The sequence below is a fragment of the Haemophilus parahaemolyticus genome, assembly GCF_018373095.1.
Lineage (GTDB): Bacteria > Pseudomonadota > Gammaproteobacteria > Enterobacterales > Pasteurellaceae > Haemophilus_A > Haemophilus_A parahaemolyticus_A.
This window is the reverse complement of sequence record NZ_JAHAHT010000012.1, coordinates 1-22,850: the sequence shown is the minus strand read 5'-3', so window position 1 is coordinate 22,850 and position 22,850 is coordinate 1. Positions and strand designations below refer to the sequence as shown.

Annotated in this window: 16 protein-coding genes and 1 pseudogene; 9 read left to right on the top strand and 8 right to left on the bottom strand. The window is 39.7% G+C overall.

The features are described from left to right. The first annotated feature begins 82 nt into the window (after positions 1–82). Positions 83–2,083 carry a bifunctional tRNA (5-methylaminomethyl-2-thiouridine)(34)-methyltransferase MnmD/FAD-dependent 5-carboxymethylaminomethyl-2-thiouridine(34) oxidoreductase MnmC gene (mnmC, locus tag KH943_RS02615; RefSeq protein ID WP_304107253.1) on the top strand — a complete coding sequence of 667 codons (2,001 nt, stop codon included), beginning with the start codon at positions 83–85 and terminating at the stop codon, positions 2,081–2,083. A gap of 43 nt (positions 2,084–2,126) precedes the next feature. Here mnmC and KH943_RS02610 read toward each other — a convergent pair whose 3' ends face one another. The 5 genes from KH943_RS02610 to lptF form a co-directional block, all read right to left on the bottom strand. Continuing rightward, positions 2,127–3,506: an L-serine ammonia-lyase gene (locus KH943_RS02610; RefSeq protein WP_304107251.1), complete on the bottom strand. Its 1,380-nt coding sequence runs from the start codon at positions 3,504–3,506 to the stop codon at positions 2,127–2,129. Positions 3,507–4,714: 1,208 nt separating this feature from the next. Next, a complete protein-coding gene (gene glyA, locus KH943_RS02605; RefSeq protein WP_304107248.1) occupies positions 4,715–5,980 on the bottom strand; it encodes a serine hydroxymethyltransferase in 1,266 nt (421 codons plus the stop codon). Between the two features lie 196 nt (positions 5,981–6,176). Next, complete coding sequence (locus KH943_RS02600; RefSeq protein WP_304107245.1) at positions 6,177–7,064, bottom strand: NAD(+) kinase; 888 nt, start codon at positions 7,062–7,064, stop codon at positions 6,177–6,179. A 4-nt stretch (positions 7,065–7,068) separates the two neighbouring features. Further along, on the bottom strand, positions 7,069–8,151 hold the full coding sequence (gene lptG, locus KH943_RS02595) for an LPS export ABC transporter permease LptG (RefSeq protein WP_304107242.1): 1,083 nt from the start codon (positions 8,149–8,151) through the stop codon (positions 7,069–7,071). Further along, complete coding sequence (gene lptF, locus KH943_RS02590; RefSeq protein WP_304107239.1) at positions 8,151–9,254, bottom strand: LPS export ABC transporter permease LptF; 1,104 nt, start codon at positions 9,252–9,254, stop codon at positions 8,151–8,153. The genes lptG and lptF overlap by 1 nt, the downstream gene beginning before the upstream one ends. Before the next feature lie 183 nt (positions 9,255–9,437). Between lptF and pepA the strand changes: the two genes are divergently transcribed. Beyond that, positions 9,438–10,934, top strand: coding sequence for a leucyl aminopeptidase (gene pepA, locus KH943_RS02585; protein WP_304107234.1), 1,497 nt, complete (start codon positions 9,438–9,440; stop codon positions 10,932–10,934). Positions 10,935–11,055: 121 nt separating this feature from the next. Continuing rightward, positions 11,056–12,216: an efflux RND transporter periplasmic adaptor subunit gene (locus KH943_RS02580; RefSeq protein ID WP_304107232.1), complete on the top strand. Its 1,161-nt coding sequence runs from the start codon at positions 11,056–11,058 to the stop codon at positions 12,214–12,216. A gap of 27 nt (positions 12,217–12,243) precedes the next feature. Here KH943_RS02580 and KH943_RS02575 read toward each other — a convergent pair whose 3' ends face one another. Next, positions 12,244–12,957, bottom strand: coding sequence for a YwiC-like family protein (locus KH943_RS02575; RefSeq protein ID WP_304107230.1), 714 nt, complete (start codon positions 12,955–12,957; stop codon positions 12,244–12,246). Positions 12,958–13,117: 160 nt separating this feature from the next. On the opposite strand from KH943_RS02575, the pseudogene KH943_RS02570 reads away from it, so the two are divergent. From KH943_RS02570 to dnaX, 3 genes and pseudogenes are all read left to right on the top strand, one after another. Beyond that, positions 13,118–13,575 (top strand): annotated as a pseudogene (locus KH943_RS02570) (AMP-binding protein); the annotation flags it as partial. A 173-nt stretch (positions 13,576–13,748) separates the two neighbouring features. Then, on the top strand, positions 13,749–14,288 hold the full coding sequence (gene apt / locus KH943_RS02565; protein ID WP_040217931.1) for an adenine phosphoribosyltransferase: 540 nt from the start codon (positions 13,749–13,751) through the stop codon (positions 14,286–14,288). 17 nt (positions 14,289–14,305) lie between these two features. Further along, positions 14,306–16,375: a DNA polymerase III subunit gamma/tau gene (gene dnaX / locus KH943_RS02560; RefSeq protein ID WP_304107226.1), complete on the top strand. Its 2,070-nt coding sequence runs from the start codon at positions 14,306–14,308 to the stop codon at positions 16,373–16,375. 100 nt (positions 16,376–16,475) lie between these two features. Here dnaX and purT read toward each other — a convergent pair whose 3' ends face one another. Both purT and plsB read right to left on the bottom strand, forming a co-directional pair. Beyond that, positions 16,476–17,657: a formate-dependent phosphoribosylglycinamide formyltransferase gene (gene purT, locus KH943_RS02555; protein ID WP_304107222.1), complete on the bottom strand. Its 1,182-nt coding sequence runs from the start codon at positions 17,655–17,657 to the stop codon at positions 16,476–16,478. Positions 17,658–17,768: 111 nt separating this feature from the next. Then, positions 17,769–20,180, bottom strand: a complete 2,412-nt coding sequence (gene plsB, locus KH943_RS02550) for a glycerol-3-phosphate 1-O-acyltransferase PlsB (protein WP_304107219.1) — start codon at positions 20,178–20,180, stop codon at positions 17,769–17,771. Between the two features lie 129 nt (positions 20,181–20,309). On the opposite strand from plsB, the gene lexA reads away from it, so the two are divergent. From lexA to nagZ, 3 genes are all read left to right on the top strand, one after another. After that, entirely contained in the window at positions 20,310–20,939 is a 630-nt protein-coding gene (gene lexA, locus KH943_RS02545) for a transcriptional repressor LexA (protein ID WP_304107216.1), read from the top strand. 24 nt (positions 20,940–20,963) lie between these two features. Beyond that, a complete protein-coding gene (gene mutH / locus KH943_RS02540) occupies positions 20,964–21,641 on the top strand; it encodes a DNA mismatch repair endonuclease MutH (RefSeq protein ID WP_304107213.1) in 678 nt (225 codons plus the stop codon). A 217-nt stretch (positions 21,642–21,858) separates the two neighbouring features. Then, a partial coding sequence (gene nagZ, locus KH943_RS02535; RefSeq protein WP_304107210.1) for a beta-N-acetylhexosaminidase occupies positions 21,859–22,850 on the top strand: 992 nt, incomplete at its 3' end.

The window sequence follows — 22,850 nt, the reverse complement described above, 5'->3', positions numbered from 1 at the left end:
TATTAGGATAGAGCTATCTTTATGGCTCTTTTTATTTGCAGCGGATACGATCTACCATCGCCGCAGGATTAAAGTAATCACAATGAAAAAACTCACCTTCTCTCAACTCACATTTAATGAAAGCAACACACCCGTTTCCGAGCAGTTTGACGACATCTATTTTTCTACCCAAGATGGCTTGGCAGAAAGTTACTACGTTTTCCAAGAGGGTAATCAACTTTGGGAACGCTGGCTTTCACATGAGCGTGAAAGTTTTGTAATTGCCGAAACAGGCTTTGGCACGGGCTTAAATTTTATGGCGGTAGCAGATAAATTTCAGCAATTTCGGGCGGAAAACTCAACACATAAACTGCAACGTTTGTATTTTCTCTCATTTGAAAAATATCCGTTAACTTCCGAACAGTTAAGCCAAATTCACGAAAGTTATCCGCAATTTGCAACACTTTCAGCAAATTTAACCGCTTGTTGGAAACCTCGCCAAGTAGGCTGTCAGCGTTACCATTTCGGTGAGATTTATCTTGATATTTGGTTTGGCGATATGCAAGAGAGCCTTTCACAATGGGGCGATTTATATGACGAAGCTGTAGATGCTTGGTTTTTGGATGGTTTTTCGCCCGATAAAAACCCCGAAATGTGGAATGAGGGGCTTTATCAGCAGATGTTCCGCACCACACGTATGGGAGGTACTTTTGCCACTTTTACGGCTTCAAGTAATGTTAGGCGAGGATTGCAAGCGGTCGGTTTTGAGGTGAAAAAACGCAAAGGCTTTGGCAAAAAACGAGAAATGCTGTGGGGCACAAAAAATGCTGAAGTTGAAAGCCAATTGCAACAATTTCCTTACTTTTACCAGCAAAATGCTGAACATTGCCAAGATATTGCGATCGTTGGAGGTGGTGTTGCAAGCCTCTTTTTGGCGTTATCACTGATTGAAAAGGGCAAAAAAGTCACGCTTTATTGTAAAGATGACCAAGTTGCCTGCAATGCTTCGGGTAATCTGCAGGGGGCTATTTATCCGCAATTAAGCGATGATGATGATCGCAATGTGCGATTTTATGTGCACGCTTTTGATTACGCACTGCAACGCTTGAATGGGCTTAAACAAACGGTCGATTTTGAGCATTCTTTAACAGGCGTGGCACTTTATGCCTACGATGAAAAGCAGGTCAAAAAGTTAACAAAAATGGCGGAAATCATGCAAGATGATAGCCTATTTCAACTCTGTTCTGCAGAAGAATTGAGCGAAAAATTAGGTGTTTCTGTGCCAAATAGCGGTGCCTTTATTCAAGAGGGCGGTTGGCTTTCGCCCGTGCAATTGGTGCAAAACGGCTTTGCTTTATTAGAAAAGCAGGGACTAAAAATCGTACTTAATCACGAGGTTTGTGATCCGCAATGGCAAGGCAATAAATGGCAATGGCAACACGCGGGCAAGATTTTCTCGCATGAGGTCTTAGTGCTTGCTAATGGGCATAGTTTTAACAACTTCGCACAAGCGAAAGGCATTCCGCTTTACCCTGTTCGAGGGCAGGTTAGTCAAGTGCCAACGACTGAAAAATTAGCCAAATTGAAATGCGTGATTTGCTACGATGGCTACCTAACGCCCGCTTCTTCACAAGCGACACATTGCATAGGCGCAAGCCATATTCGTGATAATGCGACTACCGAATTTAGCCTTGCAGAGCATCAAGAAAATCTTGCAAAACTTCAGCAAAATTTGACCGCTTGTGATTGGGTACAGGGGCTGGATTTATCAGGCGATCTCGCCAAAGTTGGCATTCGAGCAGCCTTTCGAGATCGTATTCCAATGGTTGGGGCAGTGCCGAATTTTGAGGCTCAAAAAGAGCAATATGCGAATTTGTATAATCTACTACGCCGCAAACAAGCGGTCGAAAAGGCGAAAAATTTTACCAACCTCTATATGATTAACGGCTTGGCTTCACGTGGTTTAACCTCAGCCCCGTTATTGGGCGAATTGTTAGCAAGCTTGATTGCAGGTGAACCTGTGCCAATCAGCGAAGATATTTGGCAAGTCTTAAACCCAAATCGCACTTGGATGCGGAAGTTGTTGAAGGGGAGTAGAGTATAAAAGTAGCCCAAAGTACATTATTACTTTGGGCTATTAATTTAGGTTAATCACACGGCAAAATCTTGATTGCCAAACCACCTGTTGAGGTTTCACGGTATTTGGCGTTCATATCTTTGCCTGTTTCGTACATGGTTTCGATCACTTTGTCTAAAGTTACTCGCGGTTGTGTGGTTAAACGCAGAGCCATTCGGCTGGCGTTGATGGCTTTAACCGCTGCAATCGCATTACGTTCAATACAAGGCACTTGCACTTGTCCGCCTACAGGATCGCAAGTCAAGCCTAGGTTATGTTCCATTGCAATTTCTGCTGCAATGCAAACCTGATCTGGTGTACCCCCCATAATTTCGGTTAAGCCCGCTGCTGCCATTGAACAAGCCACACCCACTTCGCCTTGGCAACCCACTTCTGCCCCTGAAATTGAGGCATTCATTTTATATAACGAGCCAATCGCACTGGTTGCTAACAAATAACGCTCTATGGTTTCTTGGTTAAGTGGGGCGATAAATTGCTGATAATAAGCCAACACGGCAGGTACAATGCCACAAGCTCCATTCGTGGGTGCGGTAACCACGCGTCCACCCGCTGCATTTTCTTCATTTACCGCTAAAGCAAACATATTAACCCAGTCGATAATTTGCATTGGGTCTTGGTTGAATTTACTATTCGCTTCCAAACTTCGACGCAGTGAGGCTGCTCGGCGAACTACTTTTAGCGAACCTGGCAATAAGCCTTCAGTGTGCAAGCCACGTTGAATACAGGCTTCCATTGTCTGCCAAATATGAACAAGATAGTGTTCAACTTCTCCTTTCGAACGCAATGCCAACTCATTTTTCCACATTAGGCTAGAAAGCGGTAAACCTTGCTCACGGCAATGTTTTAACAAGTCTTCTGCGTGTTGATAAGGAAAAGGCACTTGCACTTCGTTTTGAGCCGTTTCACCAAAATGTTCATCATCGACAATAAACCCACCACCAATCGAATAAAATGTTTTTTCGAAAAGTAGCTCATCTGCATTGAACGCTTTAAGCGTCATCCCATTTTCGTGACGAGGTAAAAAGTCGTAATGAAACGGCATATCTTTGTAGAAATCAAAATCAATGGTATGCGTGTTTGAGCTATCTGCTTGAGCTAAATAGAGCTTATGGGTTTGCTTGATTTGCTCAATCGTTGGCTCAATGCTTTCAATATCCACATTATCTGGCAAATATCCCATCAAGCCCATTACTACGGCAATGTCAGTGTTATGCCCACGGCCAGTAAGCGAAAGCGAGCCATAAATATGAGCTTCTAAGCGGTTAGTTTTGACTAATAATTTGCAAGCAATAAGTTCATCAATAAACTGTTTTGCTGCTTTCATTGGACCGACCGTATGAGAACTGGAAGGACCAATTCCTACTTTAAACATATCAAACACGCTAATCATAAAATTTACGCACTATACTTTGTAAAACTAAAGGGGCGGTATTCTACTTGAAAGTCGAAAAGATATAAACTTAAAAAGTCATTTTAATTGGTATAGTAGACAAAATAGTTGCTAAAAAGTGGACTGATTACATTTCTAGAAAACAAACTTATCAGCAACTTTCAATAAAATATTAATGTTTGGTTAGAACAATCTAAGATAGATTGATAAATCCTCTAAATCGTATTTAAAACTATCTAAAAATAGATATCTAAACATCATTATGGGTATGATCTTTTTTCATCGTTATTCAGGTATTTTAGTCCTGATGTGTTCGAAAACAGATAAGATATTTACTATAAGCTTGTTTTGAACCAATTACGAGAAAAAGATCACATAATTCAATAAATTGTCTGTGGCGATAGATGAGGTCTAATGAAATATCTTTTTAATGCACCAGAACAGATGTGCCAGTTTCATATGATAGCCATTGTGATAAGAAAATTAATAAAAACAGACTAATCGCGAGCAGGAAAATAATTAAAGATTATTGTAAAAATATTAGTTAATAGTTCAAAAAATGAATTCTATCTTTGTCTGTATTCTTGGTTTATAAAGTATGAAGCTTTAAAAAATGAAGTGCAAAGGCAAATTAAAAAGGTTATTTCCCTTATAAGCATAGGAATGTAAGAGGGACTTATTCAAGTTTAAAGCAGTATATGAAGTATTTATTTACCTTTGAGGAACATTCTGAAATATTTTAAAATAATGAATACTTTATTTGGAAATAATTTATTTATTAGTTTTTTAATTTTATATTTGTAGAGCAAGTTTTTCTATAATAATGCCCAATAGTATTATTGCAAGGCTTGAATAACGTTAAATTCTTTAGTGCTAAAGAAAAAATTGTTATACTACTTTTTCTTTTGATAATCCAATTAAGCTAGCATTCTACATTTTACTTAAATTATTTATTGTAATATCAAAAAACTTTTTATGATTTAACACAGTAAATATTTCTCTTTCAGTATTACTAGTCTGTTTTACCGATAAAAAGAATATTCTAATTTGTGCATTATATTTTTCCTTACATTCAAAATAGTTGAAATACCAGTTAAACTTGAGATAAGAAAAATATCTGAATTAAGATAAAGAAAATGCTGGTAAGAATATTAATATAATCTAACCAGCTTTATTATTTTATAATATATAAAATAAAGAAAGATTAACTATTTCGTATAAACTGGTAAACGTTTACAAATAGCTAACACTTTTTCTTTTGTTTGTGCAATCACTTGCTCTTCGTTTTCTTTGCCTAATGCGTCTAACACATCACACATCCAATTGGCTAAATCACGTACATCGTTTTCATTAAAACCACGACGGGTAACAGATGGTGTACCCACACGGATACCTGAAGTTACAAATGGTTTTTGTGGATCGTTTGGTACTGCATTTTTGTTTACTGTGATGTTCGCTTTACCTAATGCCGCATCCGCTGCTTTACCTGTTAAACCTTGTTTGATGAAACTTACAAGGAATAAGTGGTTTTCTGTGCCGTTTGATACCACATCATAGCCACGTTGTTTGAATACTTCTACCATCGCTTTCGCATTTTTGATTACGTTAGCTTGATATTCTTTGTATTCTGGCTCTAAGGCTTCTTTAAAGCATACTGCTTTTGCTGCAATGATGTGAACTAATGGTCCACCTTGATTTGCTGGGAATACTGATGATTGTAATTTTTTGTAGATCTCTTCATCACCACAAGAAGAAAGAATTAAACCACCACGTGGGCCGCCTAATGTTTTGTGGGTTGTAGTTGTAACAACGTGTGCGTGCGGTAATGGGTTTGGGTATAAACCTGCTGCGATTAAACCTGCAACGTGTGCCATATCAACGAATAAATATGCACCGACTTCATCTGCAATTTCACGCATTTTCGCCCAATCTACGACTTGTGAGTAAGCAGAGAAACCTGCCACGATCATTTTGGGTTTGCACTCTAATGCTTTTTGGCGAACATCTTCGTAATTGATTACGCCATCTGCAGTAATACCGTAAAGCACAGAGTTGTAGATTTTGCCAGAGAAGCTTACTTTGGCACCGTGCGTTAAGTGACCGCCGTGGGCTAGATCCATACCTAAAATGGTATCACCTGCGTTGATCAATGCACCGTAAACGGCAGCGTTCGCTTGTGAGCCAGAGTGCGGTTGTACATTCGCATAATCTGCACCGAATAACTCTTTCGCACGGTCAATTGCTAATTGCTCCACAATGTCTGCATATTCGCAACCGCCGTAGTAACGTTTGCCTGGGTAGCCTTCTGCGTATTTGTTAGTGAATTGAGAGCCTTGAGCTTCCATTACACGTGGGCTTGCATAGTTTTCTGATGCGATCAATTCAATGTGTTCTTCTTGACGACGATTTTCATCTTGGATTGCTTGCCACAAAACGGGATCGTAATCTTTAATATTCATATTAGCTGTAAACATTCAAGCCTCCTGTAACTCGATAAACTCAACTTAAAAATTCGGTTTTAGTAAAAATGCTTTTACGCAAACGTTTTCGTTTTAAAAAGACAACGCATTTTACTCATTTTTCACAACAAGCGGTAGCTTTTTTCAAATAATTTGCGTGTTAAATCTTCATAATCACTATGAAGAATAATCATCTTTATATAAAACTACATTAGAATAATTTACTCGCCCAACCTAGTTTTGAGCCAAGCACGGTAAAATAATTATAATCATTGAGATGCAATAAGTGCAATTTATCTGTACTTTTTCGCACTATTACGCGATCTTCTGCGGTAAATGGCAATACTGTTTGCCCATCGCAACTCACTTCTAAATGTGGTTGATTATGTTGAGAAAAACGCAAAGAGATATGGCTATCGCCATCCACAACCAATGGGCGTGAAGAAAGCGTATGTGGATGCATTGGCACAAGGGCAATGGCATTCATATTTGGGGTAAGGATAGGACCACCAGCCGAGAGAGAGTAAGCAGTTGAGCCCGTTGGAGTGGAGATAATCAAGCCATCAGAACGTTGAGAAAAGGCGAATTTGCCATCAATATATACTTCAAATTCAATAATGCGTGCCACCTGGCTTGGATGAGCAACCACTTCATTAAGTGCGTTGCTTGAGGCTATAATCTTGCCATTACGTTCAATATGAGCTTCTAATAAAAAACGTTCTTCGATCAGGAACTCACCTTTTTCAAGGCAGCTATAAAGCTGTTCAAAAGCTGTTTGTGGTGCAATGTCGGTCAGAAAACCAAGATTACCGCGATTGATACCGATCAACGGTACTTTATATTTAGCGAGTGCTCGAGCCATACCAAGCATATTACCATCGCCGCCAATGACGATCACAAGGTGAGTATTTTCGCCAATCGCTTTCAATGAATATCCTTCTGTAAGGTGTAATTGCTCGGCAATTTTCTCTTCGACTAATACATTATAATGGCGATCTTTCAGCCAATTATAGACCGCCAAATGGGTTTCTAAAGCACTATCATGACGAGGATTGCCTACAATGCCTATAGTTTGGAATGATCTTTCTAATCTACTCATTTTGTTAATCCCGTTTTTTTGCCAATAACCACCAGACAATAGTTAAGCAAATCAAGCTCGGAATGAGTGCACCGATAAAGGTTGGAATCCACGTAAATACTAAGGTCATATTACCGAAAGTAATATTCGAGACATAGAACACGAAACCTGCGATGATTCCAATAAAGAGCTTGGTTCCCATTGCACTGCTGCGAAGCGGTCCAAAAATGAAAGAGATTGCCAATAACATCATTACTGCCATTGAAATCGGTTGATAAACTTTACGCCAGAAGGCAATTTCAAAGCGTTTGGAATCTTGCCCTGTTTCTTTCAAGAAACCCACATAATCAGACAATCCTGAAATAGAAAGAGATTCTGGTTTGAGCGACACGATACCCAGTTTACTTGGGGTAATCGTAGTTTGCCACACTTGATCGGCTTCTTTATTTTGCTGGATTTGGTTCTCGTTAATCAGTGATTTTTCTACTTTTTGTAACTGCCATTGATTATCCCTATAAACCGCACGATCAGCTTGTGTGATAGTTTTCAAAGCTTTGTTATCAAAGTGATAAATCGATACGCTGTTAAGTTCGTGCTCATTGTTGATATGGCGAATATAGATAAAATCTTGCCCATCTTTTGCCCAGAAGCCACCTGTAGTTGCCAGCATTGAGCCGCCACTTTGGGCAATTGAACGCATATTTCGTGCATATTGCTCCGTTTGTGGGATGCCCCATTCGCTTAAAAACATGGTGAGAAAAATCAGGGGTAGAGCGGTTTTCATCACCGCTAAACCAATGCGGAAACGAGAGAACCCCGATGCCTGCATTACCACCAATTCACTGCGACTAGCAAGATTGCCTAAACCAAGCAAGCCACCAATTAACACCACCACGGGGATAATTTCTTTAATGTCGCTTGGTAACATCAACAAGGCATAATAAGTAGCGATTATCGCATCGTAGCTGCCTTTGCCGACATCTTTGAACTCTTCTACCAATTTCACGATAAAAATTAGTCCACTAATGGCAAGCAGTACGGCAAAAATCATCGCTAAAATGCTTTTGCCAATATAGCGTTCTAAAATATTCATTCCAAAAATTTTCATTATGCCCCCACTTTTTTGAAAGAGAAGCGATAGCGAATAGCAGACATCCATCGCGTTTCCCAGCTATTCATTACAATGCCAAGTATTAAGAATGCTATTGAAACCGCAGGCATAAAAAGAGATGCATCTATCTTGCCCGAAGCCCCGGAGGATTTTAATGAACTTTGCAATAAAAAGTAGATTAAATAGAGTAACACCGCAGGAATAATTTTCGCAAATCGCCCTTGACGCGGGTTTACGCTACTCATTGGCACGGCTAATAATGCCATCAGTGGCACCGCAAAAACAAGGGCAAAACGCCATTGTAATTCGGCTTTTGCTTCAGGTGATTTGTCTGCCATTAGGCTGGAAAAATCGGCACGCTGCATCAATTTGTCAGTGGAGTTAACATCTTGATAGCCCAAATAAGCGGTGTAATTATCAAAATGAGAAATACGGAAATCGGCTGTTTTGGCCGTGCCTTCATAGCGGGTACTCTCTTTTAAAGTGAGTAACTGATCGCCATTCGGCAAACCTTGTAATACGCCTGTATCCGCTACCACTACAGAGGGACGATTTTTCTTTTGTTGATCAGGCTGGAACACATAAATATCATTCAAAGTATTCGCTTCATTATTGATATTCTCAATAAATAATACGTAACCACCCGCGGTCATAAATTGGCCTGCTGAAAGAGCTGAAAAACGCGGGTTAGATTTCGCTTCTGCCAAAATTTTGCTTTGCATATCAATTGCCCAAGGGGTGAGCGAAAAGACGTTGTAAGCTGCCAAAGCAGTGGTAAAAATCGAAAGAAATAATGCCACACGAGTCAATAGACCTTGCCCCACACCGCAAGCACGCATCACTGTGATTTCACTTTCCGCATATAAACGTCCAAGGGTAAGCAACAATGCCACAAAGAGCGAAAGCGGCAACATAAATTGCGACAGAGCTGGCATTCCTAAGCCTAATAAACTGAGCACCAAATCGGTTGGCACTTTCCCACTTACGGCAGAATTAAGAACACTAATCAGTTGCTGGCTAAAAAACATCAGTAACAAGATAAATAGAATCGCTATTTGGCTTTTAAAAATCTCTTTCGTTAAATATCGGCTTAAAATCACAATCGGGTTCTCTATAAATTATGCTTGCAATTTCTTTGCAAATCGGTAGTTTATGACCTGTACTTTCTGGCTTGGTTCAAGTGGTTGATTTTTTCACTTATTTTGCTAATTTTTGAGTAAAATTGACCGCTTGAAAAAGGTGCTATGATACCTCTTTCTTAGAAAAAAATCACGGGAGCATTTATGGAATTTAATGTAAAAAATGGCAGTATTGAAAAACAACGCACGGGCTGTGTGATCGTTGGCGTGTATGAAACCCGCCGATTTAGCGAATCTGCCGAAGAATTAGACCGCTTGAGCGAAGGCTATTTAAGCAACATTTTACGCAAAGGTGATTTAGATGGCAAAGTGGGGCAAGCGCTTCTATTACATCACGTACCGAATGTGCCCGCAGATCGCGTGTTATTAGTCGGCTGTGGTAAAGAACGTGAGCTTACCGAACGCCAATACAAACAACTCACACAAAAAGCAGTGCAGGTGTTAAACGAAACTGGAGCAACTGAAGCCGTTTCGTTCTTAAGTGAACTACATGTGAAAGGTCGCTCAACTTATTGGAACATCCGTTTTGCGATTGAAGCTATCCAAGAGCTACTTTACAGCTATAACGAATTTAAAAGCGTTAAACCTGAAATTAAGCGTGAGTTACGTCGTGTGATTTTTAATGTTGCCAACCGCAAAGAGTTAGCTGAAGCAGAGCCAGCTTTAGCTCATGGGCAAGCAGTTACTTTAGGAATAAATTTTGCAAAAAATGTGGCGAATTGTCCGCCAAATGTGTGTAACCCAGCCTATTTAGCAAAATTAGCGACCCAATTAGCTGAAGATTACAACAACATTACCACCACGATTATAGATGAAAAAGCGATGGAAGAATTAGGTATGAATGCCTATTTGGCGGTTTCTCGTGGTTCTGAAAACCCTGCTTATTTGTCTGTCATTGAATTCAAAAATCATCCAAATCCCGATGCCAAACCGATTGTGTTAGTCGGCAAAGGTTTAACTTTCGATTCGGGCGGTATTTCCATCAAACCATCCGAAGCGATGGACGAAATGAAATACGATATGGGAGGTGCAGCTTCTGTTTACGGCACCATGAAAGCCTTAGCCGAAATGGATTTACCACTGAACGTCATTGGCGTGTTGGCAGGCTGTGAAAATATGCCAGATGGCAATGCTTACCGCCCAGGGGATATTCTTACCACAATGAATGGCTTAACGGTCGAAGTGTTAAATACCGATGCAGAAGGTCGCTTGGTTCTATGTGATACGCTTACTTATGTCGAACGTTTTGAGCCTGAATTGGTCATTGATGTCGCTACCTTAACAGGGGCGTGTATGATTGCATTAGGTGCTCACAACAGTGGATTGATGTCTACTCACAATAATCTTGCTCACGATCTGCTTAATGCTGCCGAAGAAGCAGACGATAAGGCATGGCGTTTACCACTAGGCGAAGAGTACCAAGAACAGCTTAAGTCTAACTTTGCTGACCTTGCCAATATTGGCGGGCGTTTAGGTGGGGCAATTACCGCAGGGCAATTCTTGTCAAACTTCACTAAAAAATATGCTTGGGCACATTTAGATATTGCGGGCACAGCGTGGAAATCAGGGGCAAGCAAAGGTGCAACAGGTCGCCCTGTGCCGTTGTTGAGTCAGTTTTTGATTAATCGAGTGAAAGGATAATCGCTTAATTTCCCTCCTTGTATTTATATTAGATATAGGGAGGGAAATACTTTTATATTTTGAACCAATTTGAAAAACATTAGTCAATTATAACCGCTTGTAATCAACTATTTAGACGCTTATGAAACTAAAGTCTCTTATTTTTAGCTCCTTATTTATTATAGGAATCACTTTTTATTTTTATGTTAAAAATAATGAAGATACTCAACAAATTCATTATATTACTGAGCCAGTCGCTCGAATTACGTTAGATAAAAATGTACTTGCTACAGGCTCAGTGCGAGCGAGTCAGCGTACTGAGGTTGGTGCACAGGTGTCTGGTAAAATTATTTCACTGAACGTTAAACTAGGACAAGCGGTTAAAAAAGGAGATTTAATTGCAGAAATTGATGCGAGTAACCAGAATAATACTCTTAGTACGGCTGAGGCAAATTTGACGTCTTATCAAGCAAAATTGAAGTCAGCACAAGTCGCTTTAGATATAGCTATGTCTAACTACAATCGTTTGGTTAAGCTTTACAAAACAAACAGCACATCATTAACCGAGTTGGATACTGCAAAAAATACGTTGGCATCAGCGAAAGCTAGTGTAGATGAAGTAAAGGCACAGATTAAATCAGCGGAAATTTCAGTCAATGATGCTAAAACAAATTTAAACTATACTCAAATCTTATCGCCAATGGATGGGATAATAGTTTCTGTGCCTGTATCAGTAGGACAAACGGTAAATTCAAATCAGACATCACCAACGATAGTACAAGTTGCTGATCTTTCAAAAGTACTGATTAAATTGGAAGTATCTGAAGGAGATATTTCTCAGATAAAAGAAGGACAACGCATTCAATTTACTACACTTGCTGAGCCGAATCACCCATATATAAGCCAGATTGATACGGTTGATCCTGCATTAACAACCTTAACTGACAATAACTATTCTGAACAATCAGGCAATACAGAAGCAATCTATTATTATGCAAATTCACTTGTTGATAATCCAACCAATAGTTTACGAATTGGGATGACCGTACAAGGACAAATTAATATTGAAAAACGTGAAAATATACTGGCTGTTCCAACATCTACGCTAAAAAAAAGAAATAAAGAAACTGTTGTTATGGTGCTTAAAAATAATCAAGTAGAAGAGAAATCAGTAAAAATAGGATTATCTGACGGTCAATACACGGAAATCATTTCAGGTCTTGAAGAAGGAGAGCTTGTCATAGTTACTCAGCGGAGTGACCAAGAAAAAATTGGTTTTGAACCGAAAAGAAGAATGTTTTAAAACTAACTTGAGCAAATAAAGAACGCTTTAGTACCAAACAAGCGAAATCAGAAAAATCACTATTGTCAAAAACTCAAACATTCCAACCTTTTTCACATTCCAACCTAATGTTGGCACGATAATTGCTCGTGCCAATGCAAATAAATAAGCCACAAAAATCGCATCCTCGCCTAAAAGAAGATAAACCAAACTAAGAACCAAATGAATGCCGATGCTGAGTTCCACATAAAGTGGATTTTTGCGTTCGCGGGCTAAGCTCTTTACATAGAAAGTCGTTGCAATAAAGAAAAGCGTTGGGTGAATTAGGAAAGCAAAATCGACCGCTTGCATAGCTAAATAATAAGTTGCCATTCCTGCAACACCAAAGGTTAAAATGCCAGCGATATCATTGAGTAAATGACGCTCATCACGCTTTTTAGCAAAATAGAATTGCACTAAACCAAGTGGTAATAATGGCAATGTAAAGAGTAAAACTTGAGGAGAAATAATTAGCACAGGCAACGCAAAAATTAGGCTAAGAACAAAGTAAATGGCTGCCCAGCGTTGATTTTTGGTGCTAGGTTTCTTGCTAAAAAGTTGAAAGAATGGATAAGAAAAAAGATAAAGAAAGAGCCACGCAATGCCAAATAGAAAGAGTTGCCAGTTATATTCTTTTGCTTGAATAACGGCATAGAAATAAGGTAAAAATGCCATTGCTAAAGCACCGTGCTGATTGGTAATAACAGGTTTCTCGTTTAGCATTATCTAATCTCTGGATATGTATTCAACTATTAAAAATATGAGGGAATTATTACGCAAATAATTTCCCAATACAACAGAAATAAAACGTAATTTTATTAAATATGCTTATTTTTTGTTGTAAAAAGAAAACACGCTAAAAATCTCAGCTTACGCCTGTTTTCTTTTTTTAATTGCTCAACACATTGAAATTCAAGATAAAATTGGTACTTTTGTCCACAATATACCACGCTGGAGCATTGCCGATTTCGGAGCAATGCAAGTACGTGTGGTGACTGTGCCGATTTACGCTACTAATATACCTTTCCAAGTTGAATATCTTATCAATAATGCTGATATTAAAATTCTCTTTGTAGGTGAACAAGCTCAAATGGATTGTGCTATTCAAATAGCGAACAACTGTACACAATTAATCAAAATTGTGGTAATGAAATCAAGTATCAATCTTCATAATCATCCACTTGCTTGCCATTGGGAAAACTTCATTCAAGTTGAAAAAAATATGACTGTACTTGAAACTCGTCTTGCATCCAAACGTTTGGATGATCTCTTTACGCTGATTTAACCTCTGGTACTACAGGTGACCCCAAAGGAGTCATGTTTGATTATGCTATGTTATCGAAAGCAGATTGAATTGATTATAGTTAATACATTTTTCTGAAAAAATAGCTGTTTGTAATGAATAATCTTTACAAGCGGTTATTTTTTGCTTCTTTATTGCAATTTTCCTTGTAATTTCATCCATTTTTGTCTAAATTCTTTAAGTTGTTTTGTTATTTATAAAAGGTCAAAAAATGAGCCAATTAGATTTAATCAAATCTTCTATCAAATCTATTCCTGATTATCCAAAAGCAGGCATTATTTTCCGCGATATTACTTCGTTACTTGAAGTGCCAGAAGCCTTCAAAGCAAGTATCGATGCGATTGTAGAAGAATTTAAAGATAAAGGGATTACCAAAATTGTTGGTACAGAATCACGTGGTTTTATCTTTGGTGCTCCTGTGGCTTTAGCTTTAGGCGTGCCTTTTGTGTTAGTTCGAAAGCCTAAAAAATTACCACGTGAAGTGATTTCGCAATCTTACCAATTAGAATATGGCGAAGATACACTTGAAATCCACACTGATTCTGTGAATGCGAACGACAATGTTTTGGTGATTGACGATTTATTAGCAACAGGCGGTACAATTGATGCAACCGCAAAACTTATCCGCAAATTAGGCGGTAAAGTCGAACACGCCGCTTTTGTGATCTGCTTGCCAGAATTAGGTGGTCGTGAACGCCTTGAGCAAGAAGGCATTAAATCATTCACTTTAGTGAATTTTGAAGGACACTAATCGAGTCATTATTATCAATGAGTTATCAAGTTTTAGCACGCAAATGGCGTCCGCAACGTTTTTCCGAAGTGGTGGGGCAACAACACGTTTTATCCGCATTAGAAAACGGATTACGTGAAAATCGCCTGCACCACGCTTATCTTTTCTCTGGCACGCGCGGGGTGGGTAAAACCTCAATTGCGCGTCTTTTTGCGAAAGGATTAAACTGTGAAACGGGCATTAGTGCAACACCTTGTGGCGAATGTGCGAACTGTAAAGCGATTGAAGAAGGGCGTTTTATTGACTTAATTGAGATCGATGCAGCCTCTCGTACCAAAGTGGAAGACACTCGCGAGCTACTTGATAACGTGCAATACAAGCCAACCGTTGGGCGGTTTAAGGTTTATTTGATTGACGAAGTGCATATGCTTTCTCGTCATAGTTTCAACGCATTATTGAAAACGTTGGAAGAACCGCCTGAATATGTCAAATTCTTGTTAGCGACGACAGATCCGCAAAAATTGCCGATTACGATCTTATCGCGTTGTATGCAATTCCATTTGCGTGCGTTAGATCAACATCAAATCGCTGATCATCTTGAGTTTATTTTAAAACAAGAAAACATCCCTTACGAACTGCCTGCTATTGAGAAATTAGCCAAAGCTGCTCAAGGCAGTATTCGTGATTCTTTAAGTTTGACAGACCAAGCGATTGCAGTCAGCAATGCCAATATTACGCTTGAAGCAGTCAGCCAAATGCTCGGTTTGATTGACGATCATCAACCGCTTGAATTGGTGATGGCACTTTCACAAGCTAACGGTGAAAAAATACTTTCTATCATTCAACAAGTAGCTGAAAAAGGTGTCGATTGGTCGCAATTATTAAGTGATGTAGCAGAGACCTTGCATAAAATCGCTCTATTGCAATTGGTTAAATCGCCTGAAACTAACGAAACGCCATTGCATTTGCTAGCAAAACAGATTGCCCCTGAAGATGTGCAGTTTTTCTATCAAATGATGTTGATGGGCAAAAAAGAGTTACTATTCTCACCAGAACCTCGTGCAGGTGTGGAAATGACTTTCTTACGTGCATTAGCCTTCCACCCAAAACGTGTGGAAGAGATTAACCATGTGCAGGTGCAAACCCAAACGGTAAACATTCCCCCTGCAAGCCGACCTTCAGTATCACCTGAGCAAAATATCGCTCAGCTTAAAGCACGCTTAGTGCCAAGTGAAAAAGCAGCTCAGTCAACAGCACAAGCGGTAGAAAATTCACCACAATTTGCAAAACCGCAAGAAAATCCAACCGCTTACACTCCAGCTGTAGCCCCTCAAGTTCAAACGCCTCCAGTCTCTGTGCCTACGATGTCACCTGCATTAGCGGCAATGCAAGCGAGAAAACAGCTACAACAGACACAAGATCAGCTAGCACAAACCGAAAAAAAAAAGCCGAATAACGCCGTAATGCCTTCAATGCAAAACTGTGCTCCTGACAAAAAAATGAATTTGCAAGAGCGGTTTATGTATTTGGCGGAAACCGAAAAAGCCGAACTTGAGCACGAAAAACAAGCGAAGCAAACGGTCGTTACCAATGACGAAGAGTATCGCTGGACTTGGCTCAATCCCGAATTAGAAAATCAAGAAGAAACAGCAAAACCCTCCGATATTAAGCAAGCTATTTTACAAGAACGTACCCCCGAATTAGTAGCGAAAACCATTGAGTTAGCCTGCCAACAAGATGAATGGGCAGCATTGGTTAATGAGCTTAAATTAGGTGGATTGACTCGCCAGATTGCATTAAATAGCTACTTGGCAGAAAAGCAAGATCATGAGCTTCATTTAGTGCTAAAACCGAATATGGCACATTTAGATAGTCCAGAAGCACGCCAAAGTTTAGCGTATGCGTTATCAGAAAAAGGTTTTGCTTACCAACTCACAATTGCTGATAATCCCGAACGCAAAACTCCGCTTGAAATTCGCCGGGCTATTTTTGAAGGTTTAACCCAAGAAGCAAGAAATGCCTTGCTTAATGATGCAAAACTGAAATTATTACGTGAAGCATTTGATGCCGAGTTGGATGAATCAACGATTAGGGCGGTGGCACATTAAGATCGTGCAGAGACTTTCAGGAAAGCCTCTGCAAATAGGAAAAAGCAAATAAACCATAAGTTATTTCGCAATGTATAAGTGGTATTAGATGCTTTTGCGATTATTGATAAATTGCTAACTTTTCAAATGCACGCAAGGCTTTTTCTCTCGCTTTTTCAGTATTTTCATCGCGAGCTAAAATCACGCCCATACGGCGGTGACCATCCACATTACCTTTACCAAATAAACGAATATTTGTGCCTACCTCTTCTAACACTTTATCGAGATTTCCAAATGCAACATTATTTGACTTACCTTCCACCACAATCGCTTTGGAGGCTGCTGGGCTAATTTGATAGATCTCTGGAATAGGTAAGCCTAAAATTGCACGAGCATGTAAGGCAAACTGGGAAAGTTCTTGAGAAGCCATTGTTACCATACCCGTATCGTGTGGGCGAGGAGAGACCTCGTTGAAAATAATTTCATCGCCACAAACAAAAAGTTCTACGCCGAAAATACCACGACCGCCAAGTGCTGAGGTGATCTTCTCAGCTACTTCTTGAGCTTTGTGTTGAGCTGTTTCGCTCATGACTTGTGGTTGCCAAGACTCTTGATAATCGCCATTTTTCTGAATATGCCCAATCGGTGCAAGGAATGAAGTACCGTGAATATGGCGAACTGTAAGTTGAGTAATTTCATAATCAAACTGAATAAATCCTTCTACAATTACACGACCGCTACCTGCACGGCCACCTTCTTGAGCATATTGCCACGCTTGCTTAATCTGGTCTTCTGATTTAATAATTGATTGCCCGTGTCCAGAAGAAGACATTATCGGTTTGACCACGCAAGGAATGCCAATTTCTGCAATGGCTTGCTTGAACGTCTCGAAATTATCTACAAAACGATAAGGTGAGGTTTTTAACCCTAATTCTTCAGCCGCTAAACGGCGAATACCTTCACGATTCATTGTTAGTTTTGTTGCTTTCGCTGTTGGAATCACGTTATAGCCTTCGTTTTCTAATTCCACTAAGGTATCAGTCGCAATGGCTTCCACTTCAGGCACAATGAAATCAGGCTTTTCTTTTTCGATCAACGTACGCAATGCCTGTCCGTCTAGCATTGAGATAGTATATGCTCGATGTGCCACTTGTTGAGCAGGTGCATTTTCATAGCGATCCACCGAAATTACCTCTACGCCTAAACGTTGAAGTTCAATCACGACTTCTTTACCTAATTCGCCTGAGCCTAACATCATTACTTTAGTTGCATTTGGCCTTAATGCTGTTCCGATTGTGGTCATGTCTTTGATCCTTTTGAGTAAAATAAAAAGCAAACGTTTGCGTAAATTATACAGAAAAGCGGTGAGATTTTGTAAATTTTTGTAAAATCTTACCGCTTGTTTTATGTGTTGTTATTCAATCGACTGCACCGCACTGCGAATTGTCATTTTGATCTCTGCTGAAATCAGGCTTGAGATTAAATCTTCAATTGATTTTACTTTTGCTTGATTGCCTTTTCCTTCGTCATCGAAATAACCTTCGGTTCTTAGGGTTGAAGTGAAGGTGGAGAATAATGATTTATCAAAAAATTCTGGTGCGTTAATGCCATGCAGAACAGATAAACGTTGAGCAATTGAACGGCTCTCTTTTTCAAGTTCTCCACGTGAAATATCAAGGCGATCGAGTAAGATGTTTAAACCGATAAAATAGCGTTGCAACAATTCACGCACGCCATTACTGTGTAGCTGTAATGAACGCAGATGAGCATTGTTCAGTTTGAATACATCGCTTTCACTTTTTACTAATTGCTGGCGAATAAATTCGTTTAAAATTAGCTCTATTTGGTTACGAAGTTCCGTATCATTAAAATGTAGAAATAATTCCGCTTTCAAGAACGGATAAATCTGTTGCACGATTTTGATAATTAAATCTTTTGAAACCGCTTCTAAGTGCAAAATTACGCTTGCTACGAGTGAAGGCAATACAAATAGATGTTGAATGTTATTGCGATAATAGGTCATTAACACGGCAGATTCGCGATCTAAACGGATGAGTTCACCAAAACTATCTTTTTCAGCGGTTACGCCTGAACGAGGTAATTTTAACACGTGTTCAAGCATCGCCTCTGCTGAGACGGTTGGGAGAGTCATCTCTTGAGAATAAGGAACGTTTCGGAAAAGTTGCAAATAACTTTCTACTTGTTCAATCAACTGCTCACGTGTTAATGCACGTTGGCGAGAAGCAAGCAATGCCGAGCCAATCAGGTTTTTCGCATTGACTGCCGCTGCTTTGTTGATATTGACCATCACTTTTTTAGCAAGGCTATCCACCGCTTCATTGAGCCATTTTGCACGCCCATCTTCGCTTGGTTCACGCCATGCTGGGAAGTGTTGGTTTAGATAGTGATTGATTTGGATTGGCTCGCCAAAGTTTACATAGCCTTGCCCTAGGTTTTTCAATTTTTTAATCACGCGAAGCACTAAGCCTGCGTTTTCTTTCTCTTTTGTCGCACCACGTAATTCTTTTGCGTAGGTATCCACTTCTAGCACGTGTTCATAACCGATATAAACAGGCACAATACTGATTGGGCGAGCTAAGCCACGTTGTAGGGCTTGAATAGTCATCGACATCATGCCTGTTTTAGGTTCAAGTAAACGACCTGTACGAGAACGCCCACCTTCAATAAAATACTCAACCGAGTAGCCACGATAGAAAAGCTCGGCTAAATACTCACGGAAAATAGTGGAATATAAGCGATTACCTTTGAATGTACGACGAATGAAAAATGCTCCCCAGCTACGGAAAAGTGAACCAACTGGAAAGAAATTCAGATTAATTCCCGCCGCAATATGAGGCGGAACTAAACCTTGATGGTAAAGTAAATAGGAAAGTAACAGGTAGTCCATATGGCTACGGTGACAAGGCACATAGACAATCTCGTGTCCTTCCAAGGCGAGTTTACGCACGCACTCACTGTTTTCAACATTGATACCTTGATAGAGCTTATTCCAAAGCCAGCTTAACAGACGATCTGCCATACGCAAGCTATCGTGTTTTACATCGGCTGCAATTTCATCAAGCATTTTGGCGGCTTCAGCACGTGCTTTTTCAAGCGGCATTTTTTTATTTTCTGCTTCATCCGCAATCGCTTTTTTCAATACTTCAGAATCTAACAATTTATTGAACATTGCTTGGCGATCAGGCAATTGTGGCCCCATCGCTGAATAGCGTTGTTTTGCAAAGTGCATACGAGCAATACGAGCCAACTTATGTGCGAGTTTTTCATCGACATCGTGATTTGCAACCATTTCATTTAAAGAGACCGCTTGTGAGAAACGGACGAAGTTATCACGACCATACCAAATGATCGAGAACATACGTGAAAATACACCTAACGCACGTAAATTGGGGGCTTTCTCTTTACCTGGTGCTCTTCCCCAAAGAACAGAAACAGGGATGAGTTGCACATCTAAATTGGGATCTTGTTTGTGTAAATCTAAATAGCGATGAATAGAGGCAACGGTTTCGCTTTTCGCTTCTTTTGATTTAAAAATGCGGCGATCTTCGTTTAAAAAGACGAAACGAGGCAATGAAACACCGTTAATCACATTTTGTTCTAACGGGTCAGGTAGGTTCAAACTACGGCAGTTTCGTTGCAAAATCAGGAGGTCTGATTGTGATGTATAAGGTAAAACGTAAATTAAAGGCTGTTCACGACTAAGTGTTAATTCGGTAATGGGATCGGTAGGAATAGATCGTGATTTTACTAGCAAAGAAAGCGGTAAATTCAACAATTTACGGTATAAATTAAGCAAAATTGACATTGGATTATCCTTTATTTATTTTGTCAAATTGGGGGCATTTTATCACAAAATTTTGAAAAAATTAGTTACAAATTATAGATTACTGTATATAATACCAAAGATTATGTATAAAAGACCAGAGAGGATAAAATGGCACGTAAACAATTAACTGATCGCCAGCAAGAAATCTTTGATTTTGTAAAAAATCATATCTCAACGACTGGTATGCCTCCAACACGTGTGGAAATTGCACGTGAAATCGGTTTCAAATCGCCTAATGCGGCAGAAGAGCATTTAAAAGCCTTAGCACGTAAAGGTTATATTGAGATGCTTTCGGGCACATCTCGAGGTATCCGTATTTTGGTTAATGACGAAGAAGCTGTAAATGAGGATAGTTTACCGCTGATTGGTCGAGTAGCAGCAGGGACGCCAATTGAGGCGATTGAACATATTGAAGATCACTACCCTGTGAGCGGTGCAATGTTTAACCCAACAGCGGATTATCTGCTTCGTGTAAACGGCAATTCAATGGAGAATATCGGCATTTTAGATGGCGATTTATTAGCTGTACATAAAACTAAAGTAGCTAAAAATGGGCAGGTAGTTGTGGCTCGTGTGGATGATGAAGTCACGGTAAAACGCCTTGAGAAAAAAGGTAATTTAATCTATCTTCATCCTGAAAATGATGAGTTAGAATCGATAGTCGTTGATCCGCGTTTTGAATATATTGAGATTGAAGGCATTGCCGTAGGGGTAATTCGTAGCAACGCTTGGATGTAATTTTCCCTTAATATTTCTTATAAAATGAATTTAGCTAAATTTCCTGTTTCTGAAACTGAATTATTAGCCAATGCCCATTGGTTAGCTGGTTTTCGATTAGGTGAAATTGCTGAAATGCTAAACATACCTGTTCCGAAAGATTTAAAGCACGATAAAGGGTGGGTTGGGCAGCTGATTGAAACGGCTCTCGGGGCAAAAGCGGGTTCGAAAGCCGAACAAGATTTTGCTCATTTAGGCATAGAACTCAAAACGCTCCCGATTAACGAACAAGGTGAACCGTTAGAAACGACGTTTGTAAGCCTTGCCCCGCTAGTGCAAAATAATGGCATCACCTGGCAAAGCTCGCACGTTCGACATAAATTGCAAAAAGTATTGTGGATGCCCATTGAAGGAAGTCGTCAGATTCCGCTTGCAGAACGGCATATTGGGCAACCGATTCTATGGCAACCCTCTTTAGAGCAAGAGAGACAACTCCAACGAGATTGGGAAGAGTTGATGGAATTGATCGTATTAGGGCAGTTACATCAAATTAATGCTACATTGGGAGAAGTGCTACAGCTTCGTCCTAAAGGCAGAAATAGCAAGGCACTTACCAATGCGGTAAATGAACAAGGGCAGCCAATTCAATCCTTGCCTCTAGGCTTTTATTTGAGAAAGCAATTTACTCGACAGATCTTGCAGAAATTTCTGCTGACAAGTTAATGGTGTTCGCATATTAAGAAAGGGAATTTCCCGCATCATGTAGCAATTACACAAAGCCATATGTAAATAGTTGTATCTCTTGAATGTAGGGGCGGAGTTTATCCCCGCCCAAAATCATATAAATATATATAAAGGGTGAGTATCCCCCCACGCAAAAGCAATACTGACTAGGTTGGAAAAATATAACGACGATCTAAAATTTATTTAAAGATAAATTATGTTACTGATTGATTTAAAAGACAAAGTACTCTCTCAAGAAGAAGTCGAGTTACTCGAACATCCTCTCGTCTCGGGTGTAATTTTGTTTAGCCGAAATTTTTACGATAAACCGCAAATTCAGGCATTCATTAAAGAAATTCGCCAACGTGTAAAAAAGCCACTGCTGATTACTGTTGATCAAGAAGGCGGGCGAGTACAGCGTTTCCGTGAGGCGTTTACATCGCTACCAGCAATGCAATCTTTTGCTCAGCTTGCTCAAAATGAACAAGAGGCAAAACAGCTTGCTTATGAAACAGGTTGGGTAATGGCGAGTGAAATGTTTGCCTTAGATATTGATTTAAGTTTTGCCCCAGTGTTGGATTTAGGACATCAAAGTCAGGCAATTGGTGATCGTGCTTTTTCGCAACATCTCAATGAATTACTACCGCTTGCTGAATGCTTTATTGATGGCATGAGAGCTGTTGGAATGGCAACGACAGGTAAACATTTTCCAGGACACGGACATGTTTTAGCCGACTCTCATTTAGAAACTCCCTTTGATGATCGCCCGAAAGCGGTGATTTTTGAGCAAGATATTCAGCCATTTAAACAGCTGATTGCGAAAAATAAACTCTCTGCGATTATGCCTGCTCACGTGATTTATACTCAATGCGATAGCCAACCTGCCAGCGGTTCAAGTTATTGGTTAAAAGAGATTTTACGCCAGCAATTAAATTTTAATGGCGTGATTTTCTCCGACGATTTAGGTATGAAAGGGGCGGGATTTATGGGCAATTTTGTTGAACGTGCAAAAAAAGCGATTTCAGCAGGTTGTGATTTATTACTGCTTTGTAATGAACCTGAAGGTGTGGTACAGGTGTTGGATAATTTAAACTATCAACCTACTCAAGCACAGAAAGAACGCCATATTAGCTTGATGAAACACAGGCATATCAGTTGGTCTGATTTAGAGAAAAATTGGGACTATTTACAAGCCTCTGCTCGTTTGAG

Coding starts and splice junctions, on each gene's coding strand:
- purT (WP_304107222.1), bottom strand. CDS start 17,657: ATGACCACAATCGGAACAGCATTAAGGCCAAATGCAACTAAAGTAATG.
- KH943_RS02610 (WP_304107251.1), bottom strand. CDS start 3,506: ATGATTAGCGTGTTTGATATGTTTAAAGTAGGAATTGGTCCTTCCAGT.
- apt (WP_040217931.1), top strand. CDS start 13,749: ATGAGCCAATTAGATTTAATCAAATCTTCTATCAAATCTATTCCTGAT.
- KH943_RS02575 (WP_304107230.1), bottom strand. CDS start 12,957: ATGCTAAACGAGAAACCTGTTATTACCAATCAGCACGGTGCTTTAGCA.
- plsB (WP_304107219.1), bottom strand. CDS start 20,180: ATGTCAATTTTGCTTAATTTATACCGTAAATTGTTGAATTTACCGCTT.
- KH943_RS02600 (WP_304107245.1), bottom strand. CDS start 7,064: ATGAGTAGATTAGAAAGATCATTCCAAACTATAGGCATTGTAGGCAAT.
- pepA (WP_304107234.1), top strand. CDS start 9,438: ATGGAATTTAATGTAAAAAATGGCAGTATTGAAAAACAACGCACGGGC.
- mutH (WP_304107213.1), top strand. CDS start 20,964: ATGAATTTAGCTAAATTTCCTGTTTCTGAAACTGAATTATTAGCCAAT.
- KH943_RS02580 (WP_304107232.1), top strand. CDS start 11,056: ATGAAACTAAAGTCTCTTATTTTTAGCTCCTTATTTATTATAGGAATC.
- dnaX (WP_304107226.1), top strand. CDS start 14,306: ATGAGTTATCAAGTTTTAGCACGCAAATGGCGTCCGCAACGTTTTTCC.
- lptG (WP_304107242.1), bottom strand. CDS start 8,151: ATGAAAATTTTTGGAATGAATATTTTAGAACGCTATATTGGCAAAAGC.
- glyA (WP_304107248.1), bottom strand. CDS start 5,980: ATGTTTACAGCTAATATGAATATTAAAGATTACGATCCCGTTTTGTGG.
- lexA (WP_304107216.1), top strand. CDS start 20,310: ATGGCACGTAAACAATTAACTGATCGCCAGCAAGAAATCTTTGATTTT.
- mnmC (WP_304107253.1), top strand. CDS start 83: ATGAAAAAACTCACCTTCTCTCAACTCACATTTAATGAAAGCAACACA.